The 16,282-nt window shown below is 74.2% G+C and carries 16 protein-coding genes and 1 tRNA gene; 7 read left to right on the top strand and 10 right to left on the bottom strand.

Going from position 1 to position 16,282, the window contains the following annotated elements:
* Positions 1-5 precede the first annotated feature (5 nt).
* Together BLV02_RS27345 and BLV02_RS27350 are read left to right on the top strand one after the other, a co-directional pair.
* Positions 6-1,016, top strand: coding sequence for an ABC transporter ATP-binding protein (locus tag BLV02_RS27345; protein WP_069112414.1), 1,011 nt, complete (start codon positions 6-8; stop codon positions 1,014-1,016).
* Positions 997-2,004, top strand: a complete 1,008-nt coding sequence (locus BLV02_RS27350) for an ABC transporter ATP-binding protein (RefSeq protein WP_069112415.1) — start codon at positions 997-999, stop codon at positions 2,002-2,004. Before BLV02_RS27345 ends, BLV02_RS27350 begins: the two co-directional genes overlap by 20 nt.
* On the opposite strand, the gene BLV02_RS27355 is transcribed toward BLV02_RS27350, so the two are convergent.
* Genes BLV02_RS27355 through yhfZ form a run of 8 tightly spaced genes read right to left on the bottom strand, consistent with a single transcriptional unit; the run spans position 1,984 to position 9,483 of the window.
* Positions 1,984-3,225, bottom strand: coding sequence for a phosphopentomutase (locus BLV02_RS27355; protein WP_069112416.1), 1,242 nt, complete (start codon positions 3,223-3,225; stop codon positions 1,984-1,986). The two genes, BLV02_RS27350 and BLV02_RS27355, sit on opposite strands and share 21 nt — an antisense overlap.
* Complete coding sequence (locus BLV02_RS27360; protein ID WP_069112417.1) at positions 3,222-4,385, bottom strand: alanine racemase; 1,164 nt, start codon at positions 4,383-4,385, stop codon at positions 3,222-3,224. Before BLV02_RS27360 ends, BLV02_RS27355 begins: the two co-directional genes overlap by 4 nt.
* Positions 4,385-5,494 carry a hypothetical protein gene (locus BLV02_RS27365; RefSeq protein ID WP_069112418.1) on the bottom strand — a complete coding sequence of 370 codons (1,110 nt, stop codon included), beginning with the start codon at positions 5,492-5,494 and terminating at the stop codon, positions 4,385-4,387. The genes BLV02_RS27360 and BLV02_RS27365 overlap by 1 nt, the downstream gene beginning before the upstream one ends.
* A complete protein-coding gene (locus BLV02_RS27370) occupies positions 5,491-6,402 on the bottom strand; it encodes a phosphotriesterase family protein (protein WP_069112419.1) in 912 nt (303 codons plus the stop codon). Before BLV02_RS27370 ends, BLV02_RS27365 begins: the two co-directional genes overlap by 4 nt.
* Positions 6,402-7,793: a YhfT family protein gene (locus BLV02_RS27375; protein WP_069112420.1), complete on the bottom strand. Its 1,392-nt coding sequence runs from the start codon at positions 7,791-7,793 to the stop codon at positions 6,402-6,404. Before BLV02_RS27375 ends, BLV02_RS27370 begins: the two co-directional genes overlap by 1 nt.
* On the bottom strand, positions 7,790-8,158 hold the full coding sequence (locus tag BLV02_RS27380; protein WP_069112421.1) for a DUF2620 family protein: 369 nt from the start codon (positions 8,156-8,158) through the stop codon (positions 7,790-7,792). The genes BLV02_RS27375 and BLV02_RS27380 overlap by 4 nt, the downstream gene beginning before the upstream one ends.
* Positions 8,155-8,535, bottom strand: a complete 381-nt coding sequence (locus tag BLV02_RS27385; RefSeq protein WP_069112422.1) for a hypothetical protein — start codon at positions 8,533-8,535, stop codon at positions 8,155-8,157. Before BLV02_RS27385 ends, BLV02_RS27380 begins: the two co-directional genes overlap by 4 nt.
* A 33-nt stretch (positions 8,536-8,568) precedes the next feature.
* On the bottom strand, positions 8,569-9,483 hold the full coding sequence (yhfZ, locus tag BLV02_RS27390) for a GntR family transcriptional regulator YhfZ (RefSeq protein ID WP_069112423.1): 915 nt from the start codon (positions 9,481-9,483) through the stop codon (positions 8,569-8,571).
* Positions 9,484-9,829: 346 nt separating this feature from the next.
* Between yhfZ and BLV02_RS27395 the strand changes: the two genes are divergently transcribed.
* Positions 9,830-12,418 carry a family 78 glycoside hydrolase catalytic domain gene (locus tag BLV02_RS27395; protein WP_069112424.1) on the top strand — a complete coding sequence of 863 codons (2,589 nt, stop codon included), beginning with the start codon at positions 9,830-9,832 and terminating at the stop codon, positions 12,416-12,418.
* On the opposite strand, the gene BLV02_RS27400 is transcribed toward BLV02_RS27395, so the two are convergent.
* Entirely contained in the window at positions 12,419-13,198 is a 780-nt protein-coding gene (locus tag BLV02_RS27400; protein ID WP_171906782.1) for a DUF4328 domain-containing protein, read from the bottom strand.
* Positions 13,199-13,256: 58 nt separating this feature from the next.
* Here BLV02_RS27400 and BLV02_RS27405 point away from each other — a divergent pair, with 58 nt between their 5' ends.
* The 3 genes from BLV02_RS27405 (at position 13,257) to BLV02_RS27415 (ending at position 14,875) form a co-directional block, all read left to right on the top strand.
* On the top strand, positions 13,257-13,751 hold the full coding sequence (locus tag BLV02_RS27405; RefSeq protein WP_074946716.1) for a hypothetical protein: 495 nt from the start codon (positions 13,257-13,259) through the stop codon (positions 13,749-13,751).
* A gap of 93 nt (positions 13,752-13,844) precedes the next feature.
* Positions 13,845-14,351, top strand: coding sequence for a hypothetical protein (locus tag BLV02_RS27410; protein WP_141711653.1), 507 nt, complete (start codon positions 13,845-13,847; stop codon positions 14,349-14,351).
* A 158-nt stretch (positions 14,352-14,509) separates the two neighbouring features.
* Positions 14,510-14,875, top strand: coding sequence for a VOC family protein (locus tag BLV02_RS27415; protein WP_069112428.1), 366 nt, complete (start codon positions 14,510-14,512; stop codon positions 14,873-14,875).
* Between the two features lie 231 nt (positions 14,876-15,106).
* On the opposite strand, the gene BLV02_RS27420 is transcribed toward BLV02_RS27415, so the two are convergent.
* A tRNA-Arg gene (locus BLV02_RS27420) sits at positions 15,107-15,179 on the bottom strand.
* A gap of 65 nt (positions 15,180-15,244) precedes the next feature.
* Between BLV02_RS27420 and BLV02_RS27425 the strand changes: the two genes are divergently transcribed.
* A complete protein-coding gene (locus tag BLV02_RS27425) occupies positions 15,245-16,204 on the top strand; it encodes a pirin family protein (RefSeq protein WP_069112429.1) in 960 nt (319 codons plus the stop codon).
* Positions 16,205-16,282 lie beyond the last annotated feature (78 nt).

The raw sequence follows: 16,282 nt of genomic DNA on the forward strand, positions 1-16,282 counted from the left end.
CGGCCGTGACGGAGAGTCCACTGCTCAGTGTGCGCGACCTGTCCGTGCGCTTCCGCACCGGCGGCGGCCTGGTCCGCGCCGTCGACGGGGTGTCGTTCGACGTGCGCCGGGGCGAGACGCTGGCCGTCCTCGGCGAGTCCGGCAGCGGCAAGAGCGTCACCGCCCAGGCCGTCATGGGGATCCTGCCCAAGCCGGCCGGCGAGATCGCCGGCGGCAGCATCGTCTACGACGGACGCGACCTGCTGACCGAGGACCCGAACCGGGTGCGGCGGCTGCGCGGCGACGAGATCGCGATGGTCTTCCAGGACCCGCTCAGCTCGCTCAACCCGGTGTTCCGGGTCGGCTGGCAGATCGGCGAGATGTTCCGGCGGCACCGCGGCGCCTCGCGCCGGGCCGCGCGGGCCGCCGCCGTCGAGCTGATGGAGCGGGTCGGCATCCCGGCCGCCGGGCGGCGGGTGGACGACTTCCCGCACCAGTTCTCCGGCGGCATGCGGCAGCGGATCATGATCGCGATGGCGCTGGCGCTGCGGCCCCGGCTGCTCATCGCCGACGAGCCGACGACGGCGCTCGACGTCACCGTCCAGGCGCAGATCATGCGGCTGCTGGCGGACCTGCGCCGCGAAGAGGGCATGGCCCTGGTGCTGATCACGCACGACCTCGGCGTGGTCGCCGACGTCGCCGACCGGGCGCTGCTGATGTACGCGGGGCGGGCGGTCGAGACCGGCGGCATCCGCGAGGTCTACGACCACGCCGCCCACCCCTACACCCGCGGCCTGATGGCGTCGATACCGGACCTCGACGGGCCGCGGGAACGGCTGACGCCGGTGCGTGGCGCGCCGCCGAACCTGCTGGCGCTGCCGTCCGGCTGCTCCTTCCATCCACGCTGCCCGCACGCCACCGACCGGTGCCGCGCCGACGACCCCGCCCTGCGCGCCGTCGACGGACGGCCGGCCGAGCACCGGGCCGCGTGCCACCACGCCGAGGAGGTGGTGTCCGGTGAGCGCGAACGGGTCTGAGCCGCTGCTGTCGGTGCGCGACCTGCACACGACGTTCCCGCTGCGCTCGGCGCTGCTGCGCCGCGTGACCGGCCACGTCCAGGCCGTCGCCGGCGTCTCGTTCGACCTGCGCCGCGGCGAGACGCTCGGCCTGGTCGGTGAGTCGGGCTCGGGCAAGTCGACGCTGGCCCGGACGGTGATCGGGCTGGAGCGGGCCGCGTCGGGCACCGTCACCTTCGACGGCCGCGACCTCACGGCCGCGTCGCCGGCCGAGCTGCGGACCGCCCGCCGCGACGTCCAGATGATCTTCCAGGACCCGTACTCGTCGCTGAACCCGCGCCGCACCGCCGGCCAGATCGTCGCCGAGGCCTGGGAGATCCACCCCGGCGTCGTGCCCCGCGCCCGCTGGCGCGACGAGGTGCGCGACCTGCTCGCCCGGGTCGGCCTCGACCCGAGCCACGCCGACCGCTACCCGCACCAGTTCTCCGGCGGCCAGCGGCAGCGCCTCGGCATCGCCCGCGCGCTGGCGCTGCGGCCCAAGCTGGTGATCTGCGACGAGGCGGTGTCGGCCCTGGACGTGTCGATCCAGGCGCAGGTCCTCAACCTGCTCGCCGACCTGCAGGCCGACCTCGGCCTCACCTACCTCTTCATCGCCCACGACCTCTCCGTCGTCCGTCACGTCTCGGACCGCGTCGCCGTCATGTACGCGGGCCGGGTGGTCGAGCTGGCCGAGCAGGAGGAGATCTTCCGGCGGCCCACCCACCCCTACACCCAGGCGCTGCTCTCCGCGGTCCCGGTGCCGCGACCCTGGAGCCAGCCGCCGCGCGAACGCATCCTGCTCACCGGCGACGTCCCCTCGCCGGCCGACCCGCCGTCCGGGTGCCGGTTCCGGACCCGCTGCTGGAAGGCCCGCGACGAGTGCGCCGAGGTCGAGCCCGCCCTCGAGCCCCGGCTCGGCCTGCACCCGAGCGCCTGCCATTTCGCCGAGCTACCGGCCGCCCACGGGTAGGTCCTGCGCGGCGGCGACGCCGACGGCGGTGGAGCCGGCGGGGAGCCCGAGCCACCGCGCGGCCGTCGCGCCGATGTCGGCGAGGGAGGCGAGGTCGCGGCCGCGGTGCGTCGAGGGTGCGCCGCCCGTTCCGGCCAGCACCGGCACCCACTCGCGGGTGTGGAAGGGATGCCCGATCGTGGGGTCGTTGCCGTGGTCGCCGGTGACGATCAGCAGGTCGCGCGGGCCGAGCCGGCCGGCGATGCGGGGGAGGGCGCGGTCGGCCGCCTCCAGCTGATCGGCGAAGGCGGCCGCGTCCTGGGAGTGCCCGGCGAGGTCGGTCCGCTGCACGTTCGCCACGACCAGCCCGTGCCCGGCGGCGGCCGCGACGTCGGCGAGGATCGCGGCGGTGTCGACGCCCGGACGGCGGTCGACGGGCACGTCGGTCACCAGGAGGTCGGCGGCCTTGCCGATCAGGACGACGTCGTGGCCGGCCCGCGCGGCGGCCTCGTGCAGCTGCCGGGCGTGGTCGACCGGCGCGCCCAGGTGCCGCACCCGCAGCCCGCCGTTGCGGTAGAACCCGCTGGCCGGGGTGTCCAGCCCCACAGTGCCGCCGGGACCGGGGCGGACGGCGTCGGCCAGCGGCCGGTCGGAGCGCCCGCCGACGGCGATGACCCGGGCCACGGGTGCCGCCGCGCGCACCACCTGCGCGATGGCCAGGATGGCGGCGAAGTCGAGGTCGTCCAGCCGGGCGGAGACGTTCCAGTTCAGGCCGGGGTCGGCCTCGAGGTTGTCGTGGACGAGCGCGGCGTCGTCGACCACCAGGACGGGGCGGTCGTCCAGCGTCCGCACCCGGTGCCCGCGGGCCCGCAGTGCCGCCGTCACCTCGTCGATCCGCTCGGCCAGGCGGCACAGCACGACGTGCGACATGTCGGCGCCCATGAGGGTCTGGTGGCCGGCGAAGGAGTCGGCGCCGGGGTAGCCGAGCCCGGCCCGGGTGCCGGTCGCGTGCAGCAGCGGGACCGGCTCGGCGAGCAGGTCGCGCAGGTCCGGGCGGAGCGCCGCCAGCCCCAGCCCGGCCAGGTGCGGCACCCGCAGCGGCCGGCCGCGCTCGCGCACCGACCACGCGGCGACGGCGCCGACGGTGTCGGCCGCCGTGTCCGACGCCCGGACGGCGGCGGCGTCGGGCAGCGCGCCCACGCCGAAGCCGTCGAGGACGAGGACGGTCGCCGACGGGCTCACGCGACCCGGCTTCCCAGCGCGTCGAACACGCCCTCCACGCGCGGCCGTCCGGCCTCGATCCCGGCGACGACGGCGACGCGGGAGCGGGTCACGAAGATCTGCGTGCGGAACGCCATGACGGCGGTGTCGCCGACCCGCGCGCCGTCGCCGTCGCCGGTCCAGTCGAACCGGCGGTAGTAGTCGATGCTGCCCGCCGGGGTGTCCCGCAGCGCCGCCCTGCGCACCCCGCCGCCGGTGGCGACGAGCAGGTCGCGGGCCCGGCCGCGGCTGTAGAAGCCGCCGCCGAAGACGCTCGGCGCGGAGCCGAGCTGGGCGATCTCGGAGACGTACACCAGCGCCGGCCGCTCGGTCAGACCGGCGTCGACGGCGTGCTCGGGCGTCGTGCCGGTGAGCGCGTGACCCGGCTCGGCGGCCGTGCCGCCGAGCCGCGCGATCTGCGGGATCGTGCTGACGCTGGTGTGGCTGGGCAGCGACAGCACGGGGTCGAGGGCGGCCGCGCGCATCGTCGCGGCGGCGGCGAGCACGCGGTCGAGGGTGCCGGTGGGTCGCGGCCGCCCGGCCTCGGCGTCGAAGCTCAGGCACGGGAAGCCGGTCGCTCCGGCGACGCGGACGCCGTCGAGCCGGGCGGCGCGCTCGAGCACCCCGGCGAGGTCGCCGGGCTCGAAGCCGCCGTCCTGGCCGGGGAACGTCGACTCCGCCGCGCCGCGGATCTTCAGCAGCACCGGCTGCACCCGGCCGAGGTCGTGCGCGGCCGCCGCGACGGCCGTCAGGTTCTGCTCGTCCGCCGCCGTCACGTACGCCGGCCGCTCGGCGAGCAGACCCGGCAGCCGGCGCACCGGCACCTGGACGAGATGGCCGAGGTTGCCCAGCCGGGCGCCGGCGCCGAGCAGCGCGGCGGCCTCGCGGTGGTCGATCGCCGCGGCCAGCGGCAGGTGCCGCGCGACGGTGGCGGTGACCAGTGGGTTGCGGCCGTACTGCTTGGCGACGAACCACAGCTCGACGCCGTGCCGCGCGGCGCTCGCCGCCAGCGCGGCCGCGTTGTGGTCCACGGCGTCGAGATCGATCACGTACGTGTCCGGCTCGACGGCGCCGGAGCGGTGCAGGTCGATCGCGGCCTGGACGAGCGCGGGATTGCGCCGCTCGGTCATCGCCAGGAACATCAACGATCCCCTTCGGCCAGCGCCGAGGCCAGGATCCGGGCGGTCAGCTCGGCGCCGGCACGCATCGGGTTCACCCGGACCGCCCAGTCCGCCAGCTCCGGCTGCGCGGCCAGCGTCGACGACGACAGCCGGTACACCAGCGGGGTGATCTCGTGCCGCGAGTTGGAGCCGACGGGGAACGGCGCCGCGCCGTGCCGCGCGGCCCACGCCGGCACCCGCGCCGCCACGGGCCGCTCCAGCAGCGCGATGACGCACAGGTCCTGCGCGTTCGCCAGCCGGACGTCCACGACACCCGGCACCTCGCCGTCCGCCAGCCGGCCGGCCAGCTCCGTCACCGCACGCGACTGCGCGGCCCAGTTCAGCGGGACCATCACCAGTGCCTGCAACGCGGCCAGCGCCTGGCCGCCCTGCACCTGGCCGCCGCCGGAGTAGTTGGCCGCGCGCGCCCGGCCGACCAGCTCGCCGTCGCCGACGACCACGCCGACGCCCTCCGGCCCGTGCAGCTTGAACAACGAGAACGCCGAGACGGTGGCGCCGTGCTGGACGCCGATGCCCGGGGTCCGGAACACCGCGTAGTTGTCGTCGACGACGACGTCGCGCCCGGCCGCGGCCGCCCGCGCGATGACGTCGGCCGGCTGATGCCGGTCGGCCAGCCGCTGGCGCGAGTGCTGCACGTACACCCAGCGGGCCGGGTCGCCGGCGAGGGCGGTGTCGAGCGCGGCGTCGTCGTCGAAGTCGACCCGGGCGACGTCGGCCAGGCCGTCGCGGAACGTCGTCGCCGTCGTCGAGTAGTCGGGGGCGTCGTGGGCGATGAGGCGCCGCTCTCCCTGCGACCACGGACCGGCCGACAGCGCGGCGCGGATGGCGCCGGTGCCCGCGCCCTGCACCAGGCAGGCGTCGTCGGCGCCGAACGCCTCGGCCAGCACCGCCTCCGCCCGGGCGGTGGTGTCGGGCCGGCCGAGTCCGGGCACGACGCCGATGTCGGAGCGGAACAGCGCACCGTCGGTGAAGTGCGTCGCGATCGCGCTGACCAGGCGCTGCTGCGCGGCTACGGCGTCGTCGGCGGTCGCGATGGGCAGCGGGGTGGTCTCGGGCAGCGAGGGACTCATGGGCGCTCCGTTCCGTCCAGCCAGCGCAGGGCGTTCTCCCGGTAGAGCAGGTCGAGCGTGGGCGGGTCGACGCCGCGGGCCGCGAGCTCGGCGCGGAACGGGCCCAGCACGTGCCCGAAGCCCGGCCCGCCGCGGCTGGTCAGGTAGCCGTCGCGGGAGATGTCGTTGCTCAGCAGCAGGTGCCGCGCGTGGCCGGACTCCAGCAGCGCGAGCAGCAGCTCGATGCGCTTCTCGTCGGGCTGGTACGACGCCTTGCCGACGGTGTCGAAGGCGACGTACGCACCGGCGGCGGCGATGGCGCGGTGCTGGCCGGTGTCGTCGATGAGGTCCTGGTGGCCGATGCAGCAGCGGCGCGGCGGCAACCCCGCGCCGGTGAGGAGGTCGAGCTGCTCCAGCCCGCCGCGCCCGAGGTGGGCGTGGGTGGCGACGGACAGGCCGGTGGCCAGCGCGGCCCCGGCGGACGCCAGCAGGCCGACCCGCTCGGCCGGACTGGCCTGCTCGCCGCTGCTGCCGATCTCGCCGATCACGCCGGGCCGGATGCCGGTGCGGATGTCGTCCACCAGCAGTGCGGTGGCGTGCTCGACGGAGTCGCCGGGCTCGCCGTCGGGGTGGAACCGCTCGTAGTACCAGCCGGTCGCGAGCACGACCTCGACGCCGGCCCGCTCGGCGATGGCGCGGGCCCGGGCCGGGTCGCCGCCCATGCCGCGACCGGTGAGATCGACGACGAGGCCGAGGCCATGCTGCGCCCGGGCGGCGGCCAGCTCGGCCGCCACCGCGGCGTCGTCGTTGACCAACGCCGCCGGGTCGCCCTGACGGGTGAGGTCGACGACCAGATGCTCGTGCGCGAGGACCGTGCCGGGCACGTCCGCCGGAGCGAGTACCCGGCCGCTCGCCGTCCGGATCGGCATCAGCCCGCCACCGGCTGGACGAGGTCGACCAGGTGCAGCAGGTTGAGCACGATGCCGCCGACGATGACCGCCGCGGGTCCCGCCGCCATGCGCACGACCGGCCGTCCCATCGACTCGTTGAGCAGGTACAGCCCGCCGACCAGCGCGATGCCCAGGCCGCCGCCCATCGCCAGGCCCGCCATCAGCGAGCCGACCAGGATCGCCAGCGACAGCGTCTCGGTGATCGCGTGCCTGATGTGATCGGCCGACTCGCGCACACTCGGCCAGTGCTGCAGCCACCGTCCGACGGCGCTGAGCAGCAGCACCTCCAGGGACATCACCAGCGCGCCGAGCACGAACGCGACCGCGAGCGCCAGCGGCCAGGCGTCGATGAAGACGTGCGACAGGTAGCCGATCGGGTAGACGAAGGTGAACCCGGCCATCGCGTACGCGCCCGACGCGAGCGCCGTCGTCGCGATCAGCGGCACGAAGCCGAAGGCGCGCAGGAAGTCGACCTGCGCGGCCTCGCCGTAGGTGCCGTCGGCGACGAGGAAGCTGGTGGCCTCGCCGCCACCGAAGATGCCGCTGGCCGCCAGCGCCGCGACCATGCCGCCGAGGACGCCCAGCGGGATCACGTTCCGGCGCAGCCGCTCCGCGTTGGGCCCGAACAGCTGGTCGGACGCCGCCGCGGTGGCCGCCTGCTGCTCGGCGTGTGCCACGCGGTCCGCCTCGGACCCGCCGGCCAGCACCAGCTGCTCGGCCCGCCGGGTGGACCGGTCCTGGGTGAGTGCGAACCCGAGCAGCATGACGACGCCGGTCGCCATGGCCAGCGACCCGGGGAACAGGTCCGGCCAGACGTTCATCGACAGCAGCACGACCGCGACCTCGGCGCCGAAGGTGATCAGGCCCTTCGCCCGGCCGAACTGGCGGGTGATCGCCAGCACCGGGAACAGCGTGAACAGCCACAGGATCGGGGTGGAGATCTGCTGCAGGGCCGTGACGAAGTCGATCGGCAGCGACGTGGCCGCGTTGTTGGCGGCGTTGAGGCCGAAGACGCAGACCGCGCCCCAGGCGGCGCCGCCGGTGGCCGCGAGCCAGCGCCACGGCGCGATCAGGCCGATGATCTCGACCGGCAGGAACACCAGCCACGGGTTGAGCACGCCGGTCGACAGCGCCATCGGCGCACCGAGGCCGAAGATGAACCCGGCCGACAGCCCCGTCACGATGGTCGCGGTGGCCAGCCGGGTGGACCGGCCCTGGATGTAGTCGAGCAGGAACGGCCGGGCGCCGTCGTTGAAGACCGCGAGCGCGGCGTTCGCGATCAGGGCCGCGAACGCGCACAGCACGATGACCAGCACGCCCTGCCAGGCGTCGAACGAGACCGAGACGGTGTCGGTGGCGGCGAGGATCATGCGTCCGCCCCCGGTCGTCTCGCGTCCAGCACCGCCCAGAGCGCCGGCACGACGTCCTGGACCTGGTCCAGCGCGAAGCCGAAGGCGACGTTGCCCGCGTCGACCGCGGACTCGATGGCCGCGGCGGACGGGATGCTCCGGCCGAACGTGTGCGTCTTGTCCGAGCCGAGCAGGCCCACCAGCACGCCGAGGCTCGCGCCGGCGCCGGTGTGGCAGGTCCCGAGGTAGTAGTCGGCGGCGCCGGAGCGCAACTGGACGGCCGCGTCCATGTCGGTGCCCACGACGACGCTGTCGTCGGGGCCGAGCAGTGGTCGCAGGGCCTCCGCGACCTCGATCTTCGCAACTCCACCAGCGATGAGCTTCATCGGTTCTCCTTGGTTGCGGTCAGCGCGAGGGCGCCGAGATGGAGGCTGAGGTACTGCTGCTCGACGGCGGACAGCGGCACGCCGAGCGCGGCTTCCGCGCGGCCGGACACCCGCGCCGCGGCGTCGACGGCGGCCGGCGCCTCGTCGACGACCTGCCGGTAGACGACGTCGGCCGGCGGGTCGATGTCGGGCTCACCGCGCAGCAGCCGCCCGAGCGCGGCGACCAGGTGCGAGGTGAGCGAGCCGGCGGTGTCGTCGGTGACGTCGAAGTCCGGTTCCAGCCGGGCGAGCTCGCTCGCCACGAAGTCGACGACGCCCGGTGGGGTCTGCGCCATCTCGCGGAAGAGGTCGAGGCGCAGGCGGAGTCGCTCGTCCATGCATCGCTCCGTCCGTGGGGTTTCGGGGGTGGGTCAGTACGTGGGGATGAGCCGGCCGGCCACGACGTCGTCCGCCGCCGTCCGGACGAGGTCGCCCTCGAGCGCGACCTTCACCGCGGTCGGCACCGCGTCGGCGTCGCGGCGCGCCACGATGACGGCCGACGTCGTCGCGTCGTCCTCCAGGCCCTCGACCGGATGCACCGTGACCGGGCTGGAGATGTGCGCGTCGATCTCGTCGAGATTCCACACCGTGGCGTCGACGAGGCCGTCGGCGAAGTACCTGTTCAGCTGGTTGTACGAGACTTCGATGCGCTGTTTCGGCGGCAGCCCGGGGAACACGGCGGCGGTCAGCTCGGCCTGGTCGACCGACGCGGGGTCGACGGCCACCCGCAGCCCCGGATCGTCCGCTCGCCGCCCCTCGGCGACCACCAGCCCGTGCGCGCCGACGTACGAATGCGGCCCGAAGTCGCGGACGACCTCGAGCTCGGGGTCGGACAGCGCCGCGAACCGCGACATCACCGCGAAGTCGGCGCGCTCTTCCCGCAGCGCGCGCATGCGGTCGGTCGACCCGCGCACGAACATCAGCGTCAGCGGGACGCCGGCCTGCTGGAACGCCGTGTGCATCCCCGTCGCGAGGCCCTCGTAGCGGCGCGAGTACGGCAGCGGCATGGCGACCGAGATCGATCGGCCGCCCGCGAACTCCCAGATCAACCCGTGATCGATCGCCGCGACGAAGGTGCCGAGCTTGCCGCGCGGCCGGATCTCGACCGCGCCCGCCTCCTCCAGCAGCGCCAGCGCCGCCTGGACGGTGCCCTTGCCGACCTGGAACCGCTCGCTCAGCTCCTGGACGGTCGCCATCCGGTCGCCCGCCGACGCCGTGGACAGCTCGACGGCGAGGAGGTGGGCCACCGTGCCCGCCTTCGACATCAGCATCTGGATGCGCGACATGGCGGGATACTATCCAGAATTCTGGATATTGGCCAGAAGTGTTTTCGCGCCGTCATGTCCTGCATGCCTGGGGCTTGCCGGGTCGTCCGGGCGTGCGGTGATGGTCGCGGGCGTGGTGACACCAGCGCCAACATGTGCCGCTCTCGTCAACCTGTCGGTGACAACGACCGGCCCCGCCGCCCCGGGGTGGCCGTCATCGTCCACCACTCGTCGGCACTCGGGTGGGATGGCCTCCCAGCCGGGCGGGCTGGCGACCCCGGCGCCGATGGCTGACCACGAGCCGCTTGCGCGCACCCCCGCACCGGCTGATTAAATCGTTCCAATCGCCGACCTCCGGAGGATCGCCATGACCGACCGCACCGCCCCGGACGACCTGCCGCGCATCGAGCGGGTCGTGGCCGAGTACGGCGAGCCCGAGCTGGGCATCGGCGTCGCGGCGCCCCGGTTGTCCTGGTCCCGGTCCGGCGGGGCCGAGCAGACCGCGTACGAGGTGCGGCTGCGGCCCGCGTCCGGCGACGTGTCGACGGTGCGGGTGGCCGGCGGCGGCCAGGTGTTCCAGCCGTGGCCGTTCCCGGAGCTGCGCTCGCGCGAGCGCGTCGAGGTCGAGGTGCGGGCCGAGGCCGGCGGCGCGTGGAGCCACTGGAGCGAGCCGCTCGTCGTCGAGGCCGGGCTGCTGCGGCCCCAGGACGTCACCGCCCGGTTCATCAGCCCGCGCCACGTCGGCGGCCTCGACGACGGCGCCGTCGCGCTGGTCCGCCACCTCGACCTCGCCGGGCCGGTGGCGTCCGCGCGGCTGTACATCACCGCGCACGGCGTGTACGACGCGTGGATCGGCGGCCGCCGGGTCGGCGACCATCAGCTCGCGCCCGGGTGGACGGCGTACGCGTCGCGGCTGCGCTACCAGACCTTCGACGTGACGCCGCACCTGCGGGACGGCGGGCCGACTCAGCTCGCCGTCGGCCTGGGCAACGGGTGGTACCGCGGCCAGCTGACGTGGAACCTGCGCCGCGACCACTACGGCGACCGGCTGGCGCTGCTGGCCCAGCTGGAGATCACCTACGCCGACGGCCGCCAGGAGACGGTGGTCACCGACGATGCGTGGCGGGCCGGCGCCACCGGCGTCCTCGCCGACGACCTCTACGACGGTCAGCGCACCGACCTGCGGCTGCCGCTCGTCCCGTCCGTCGCGGCGTCCGGGCCGGTCGACGTCCTGGAGCCCGACGCCGCGCGGCTGGTCGCGCCGCTCGGGCCGCCGGTGCGCGAGGTGGCGACGGTGCCGGCCCGGGCCGTGTCCACGTCGCCGTCCGGCGCCCAGTTGCTCGACTTCGGGCAGAACGTCGTCGGCTGGGTGCGACTGCGGGTCACCGGCTCGCCGGGTCAGGAGGTGACCGTCCGGCACGCCGAGGTGCTCGAGGACGGCGAGCTCGGCGTGCGCCCGCTACGCGCGGCCAAGGCCACCGACACCTACGTCCTGTCCGGCGGCCCGGAGCTGCTGGAGCCGCGGTACACCTTCCACGGCTTCCGGTACGCCGAGGTCAGCGGCGTGTCCGTCGAGGCGTCCGACGCCGAGGCCGTCGTCGTCAGCTCCGACCTGCGCCGCACCGGCTGGTTCGAGTGCTCCGAGCCCGACCTCGAGCGGCTGCACGAGAACGTCGTCTGGGGTATGCGCGGCAACTTCGTCGACGTTCCGACCGACTGCCCGCAGCGCGACGAGCGGCTCGGCTGGACCGGCGACATCCAGGTGTTCGCCCCGACCGCCGCCTTCCTCTTCGACGTCGGCGGGTTCCTCGGCTCGTGGCTGCGCGACCTCGCCGCCGAGCAGCGTCCCGACGGCGGCGTCCCGTTCGTCGTCCCCGACGTCGTGTACGAGCACATCGGCGGCCCGCGTCCCGGCGATCCGCCGCACTCGCCGCCCGCCGGCTGGGCCGACGCCGCCGTCCACGTGCCGTGGACGCTGTACCAGCGCTACGGCGACACCGGCGTGCTGGAGCGGCAGTACGACTCCATGCGGGCGTGGGTCGAGAAGGCGCGGTCGCTGGCCGGCGACTCCCTGCTCTGGGACACCGGCTTCCAGTTCGGCGACTGGCTCGACCCCGACGCCCCGCCCGACGACGCCGCCGCGGCCAAGGCCGACCCCGCCGTCGTCGCGACGGCGTACCTGGCCCGCAGCGCGCACCTGCTGGCGCTGACCGCGTCCGTCCTGGGACGCGACGACGACGCCGCGCGGTACGAGAGCCTCGCCGCCGACGTCGTCCGCGCCTTCGGCAAGGCCTACGTCGCGGCCGACGGCACCGTGCGCAGCGACTGCCAGACCGTCTACGCGCTGGCCATCGCGTGGGATCTGCTCGAGACGCCCGAGCAGCGGGCCGGCGCGGGGCGTCGTCTCGCCGCGCTCGTCCAGGCGGCCGACTTCCACGTCAGCACCGGCTTCCTCGGCACGCCGCTGGTGCTCGACGCGCTCTGCCGGGCCGGCCGTGCCGACCTCGCACATGCGATGGTGCTCACCCGCACCGCGCCGTCCTGGCTGTACGCCGTCACGATGGGGGCCACGACGATCTGGGAGCGGTGGGACTCCATGCTGCCGGACGGCTCGATCAACCCCGGCGAGATGACGTCGTTCAACCACTACGCCTACGGCGCGGTCGCCGACTGGCTGCACCGCTGCGTGGCCGGGCTCGCGCCGGCGGCGCCCGGCTACCGCGAGGTCGCGGTGCGCCCGCTCGTCACCGGGCAGCTCACCCACGCGTCGGCCCGGCACCTCAGCCCGTACGGCCCCGTCGCCGTGTCATGGCGCCTCGACGACGACCGGTTCGAGCTGTCCGTCGAGGTCCCGCCCGGCGTGACGGCGCACCTCGACCTGCCGCTCGCCGACCCGTACCCCGACGCCGTCGGGCCGGGCTCGCACCGCTTCACCGGCAGGTGGCGCCGGCCCTGATCAGGCGGCTGGCGGGGGCGGCGGTACCGGCGGACCCGGCGGCACGGCGTCGCGGGGCCGGCCCGCGAGCGCCGCGCCCTGGGCGTCGGTGAGCCGGCGCACCATGATCAGCCCGAGGACGGCGGCGGCCGTGAAGACGACCTCGCCCCCGGCCGCCAGCCAGTCCGCGTTCGCGAGGTCGCCCACGGTGAGGTCGTCCCTCGGGCCGTCGACGCCGAGCTGAGCGGCGGTGCGGTCGATCAGGATGGCCGCCACGAACGCCGCCCACCACGCCACGACGATGCCCGCGCCGCGCCCGCCGGGGTTCGACGAGCGGCTGGCGGTCCAGAGCTGGCGCACCGGGAGTACGAGGTTGGCCAGCGGGATGAACCAGCCGCCGATGGCCCACCCCGGGCCGAGCGCGCTGCGCGAGCCGAGCAGCCGGGCGTTCTGCGCGTGCCGGTACTGCCAGATGATGAAGAAGACGGCCAGTGCCAGGGCGGCGACGGTGTAGCCCCACAGCCCGAGCCCGACCAGATCGTCGGCCCGCGTCAACCGGTCGGCGTCGACCGCGACCATGCTCGCCAGCGGATCGGCTTCCGGCGACGTGCCGGCCGCGTCGGACACCACCGAGGCGCGGTTGGCGTAGGCGCCCGCGCTGGCCGCGGTGACCACGGCAGTCAGCGCGAAGAGCACCGTCAGCACCGTTTTCGGCATGCTGAGGTCCTGCACCGGTCCGGGTGGCCGGGTGCCGCTCCCGGAAACGTTCCAAGCCGCGCCCCGCTCGTCGTCGACGCTCATCCCGCTCCTCCGTTTCGACCGGAATGGCATACGTTATCCGCCCCGGCGGGTAGCGTGGGTGGTCCGCCGACGAGGGGTCGTAGATGACAGCGAGTCCCGCCGCCACCGCACGTGTGCAGGCCGCTGCCGCGCGCACCTCGGCGACCGGCTCGGCCCACGCGGCCATCACGATCCGCTCTGGCCCCTGGACGCCCTGTTCGGCGCCAACGATGACGTCGTCGAGGCCGGTCCGGACACCATTCGCGACGTCACCACCACGCACTACCGGCTCACCGTCGATCTCGCGGCCGCGGATGAGCACCTGCCCGCGGGCATAGCGATGCCGGAAGGCCCATTTCGCCGAATGCGCCGGCTGCCCGCAGAAGTGTGGCTGGAGGACGCGGGCCTGGCGCGCCGCGTCGCGATCCAGAATGCGTCCGGCAATCGTCAGATCTGGCAGGTCCTCGACCTCTGGCACTTCGGCGTCGAGGTGACGATCACCCTTCCGGACGCCGACCAGATCGCGATCGCGGACCCGGCGGACCTGCAGCGGATCTTCATGGGAGACGGCTGAGCGCCACTATCCGTGTGAAGCAGCACTGAAGCGAGCCTGAAAACGGGGATGCCTAATCTCGCCGAGGTATTGCCCATCCAGCACGGAGAAACCATGAAGATGAGAATGTCCGCGGCGGTGGCCGTCCTGGCCCTGGCGATAGCGGGACTTGGCGGAACGGCGCAAGCGGCGGAGCGGGCGGAGTCGTCCACGGTGAAGGCCGCAACCCAGACCGCCGACCAGCCGGCCGCGACAGCAGCCGCCCGGGCTGGCGCACGCAACGTGAAATACCTCTGGCTCCGATACCCGGCTCCCGCCGGTTCGGAATCCTGCACCAGCCGGACCATCACTCTCGGAGCCGGCAAGTACCGGTGGGAGACCGACGACAGCAGTCCCAGCACCAGAGAGCGCACGATCACCCTTGCGGCCGGCAAGTATCGGTGGGTCGACTGCATCCACTATTTCGAACGCGCCAGTGGAATCGACGTGTACCGGCACGAATCGGGGTTGCAGAGCGTCCGGACCGGCGGTTGGGCACATCTGCCCGACAGCTGGCTCCAGAACCGCCAGAAGCCCGGCCTCGTCTTCTCCTGGTACGGGAGCACGCTCACTCGGTTGTGATCGGAGTGCACCCGCCGGCCAGGCGCGACGTGGCGGCCACGCTCGCGGTGCTCACCCAGGTGTGAGTGCTGCGAGCGTGGCGCAACGCGTGCTCGCGTCAGGGTGCGCCGGCGATGGCCGGTCCCGTCAGGTGGCGTCCCAGCCAGTCGACCTTGCTTATGCTCGCGCCCGTGGCACTGGAATGGGAACAGATCATCGTCGACTCCGCCGACCCCATCGCCCTCGGGCGCTGGTGGGCCGAGGCTCTCGGCTGGGTGGTGGTCGACGAGTCCGAGGAGATCATCGAGATCCGGCCCGAGCCGGACCAGCTGCCGGGCCTGCTCTTCGTGCCTGTCCCCGAGGGCAAGACCTCGAAGAACCGGCTCCACCCCGACTTCCGCCCGGACGACCAGGAGGCCGAGGTCGCCCGGCTGCTCTCCCTCGGTGCCCGGCGTGCCGACACCGTGCAGGACGAGCAGCACTGGGTGACCCTCCTCGACCCGGAGGGCAACGAATTCTGTGTCCTGGGTGAGCGGAAGAGCTGAGCGGGGCCGGGCAGCCGTTCAGGCGAAGGTGCCGGACGGCTTGGCTGCGCGAGTGTCCGGTCTCCACTGACACGCTCCGCTCCGGTGGTTATGAGGCGGACGGGGGAGGAGTGAGGGCGGGCGCAGGCAGCCGCACGGCGTGCAACATACGTGCACCTTCGGACGGCGATTCCCGGTCAGTTGCGGTCTCTCACGGTCAACCAGCGTCGGGTGAATGCGCTGGTCAGAGGGTGCCCCCGGCAGGATTCGAACCTGCGACCCTCCGCTTAGGAGGCGGATGCTCTATCCCCTGAGCTACGAGGGCGGGCTGCGCCAGTCTATCCGCCGCGTACGGGCGGCGACGGCGGGACAGGCCCTAGGCTCGGGAAGGTGAGCAACCTGGATGCGCGTCCCGCCGAGACGCGGTGTCATGCGGCGGGGCAGGAGGGCCCGGCGAGCCGGGTGCTGGAGCCGCGCGAGGTGCCGTTGGGCGGCATCCGGGCGATGCGGGTCAGCCGCACGTTGCCGCACCGTCAGCTCCCCACCGTCGGGGCGTGGTGCTTCCTGGACCAGTTCGGGCCGCAGCACACCGACATGGTCGTGCTGCCGCATCCGCACACCGGCCTGCAGACGGTCACCTGGCCGTTGCGGGGCGAGATCCACCACCGCGACAGCGTGGGCAGCGACGTCGTGGTGCGGCCGGGGCAGTTGAACCTGATGACGAGCGGGCCGGGCATCGCGCACTCGGAGATCTCACTGGGCGAGGCGCCGCTGCTGCACGGCCTGCAGCTGTGGGTGGCGCTGCCGGAAACAGCAACGGCGGCGCCGGGGTTCGAGCAGCACACCGACCTCCCCGTGTACGACGGCGACGGCGTGCGGGCCACGGTGGTGGCGGGGGAGCTGGGCGGGACGACGTCGCCGGCGACGACGTACAGCCCGCTGCTCGGCGCCGAGTTGGACGTGCACAAGACCGCCACGCTGCCACTGCGCGCCGACTTCGAGCACGCCGTCCTGGTGCTGACGGGGCGGGCGACGGTCGCGGGGACGGGGCTGGAGCCGGGACCGCTGCTGTACCTCGGCACCGGACGCACCGAGCTGACGATCCACGCGCACGACGACGACACGACGCTGTTCCTGCTGGGCGGCGAGCCGTTCCCCGACGACCTCGTCATGTGGTGGAACTTCGTCGGCCGCAGCCACGAGGACATCGTCGCGGCGCGCGACGAGTGGGAGCGGCCCGGCCAGCACCGTTTCGGCACGGTCGCCGGCCACGGCACCGACCGTATCCCCGCCCCACCCCTCCCGCCACTGCGCCTCACCCCGCGCCGCCGCCGTCCACCAGCGGGCTGAGCCCAGGCCGTACCCTTCCGGCCGGTCCGTGCGATGACGCCGGTGAGCCGCCGCGCATCCGGGAGGGGTACTGGTCAT

The sequence above is a fragment of the Jiangella alba genome, from assembly GCF_900106035.1.
Classification (GTDB): domain Bacteria; phylum Actinomycetota; class Actinomycetes; order Jiangellales; family Jiangellaceae; genus Jiangella; species Jiangella alba.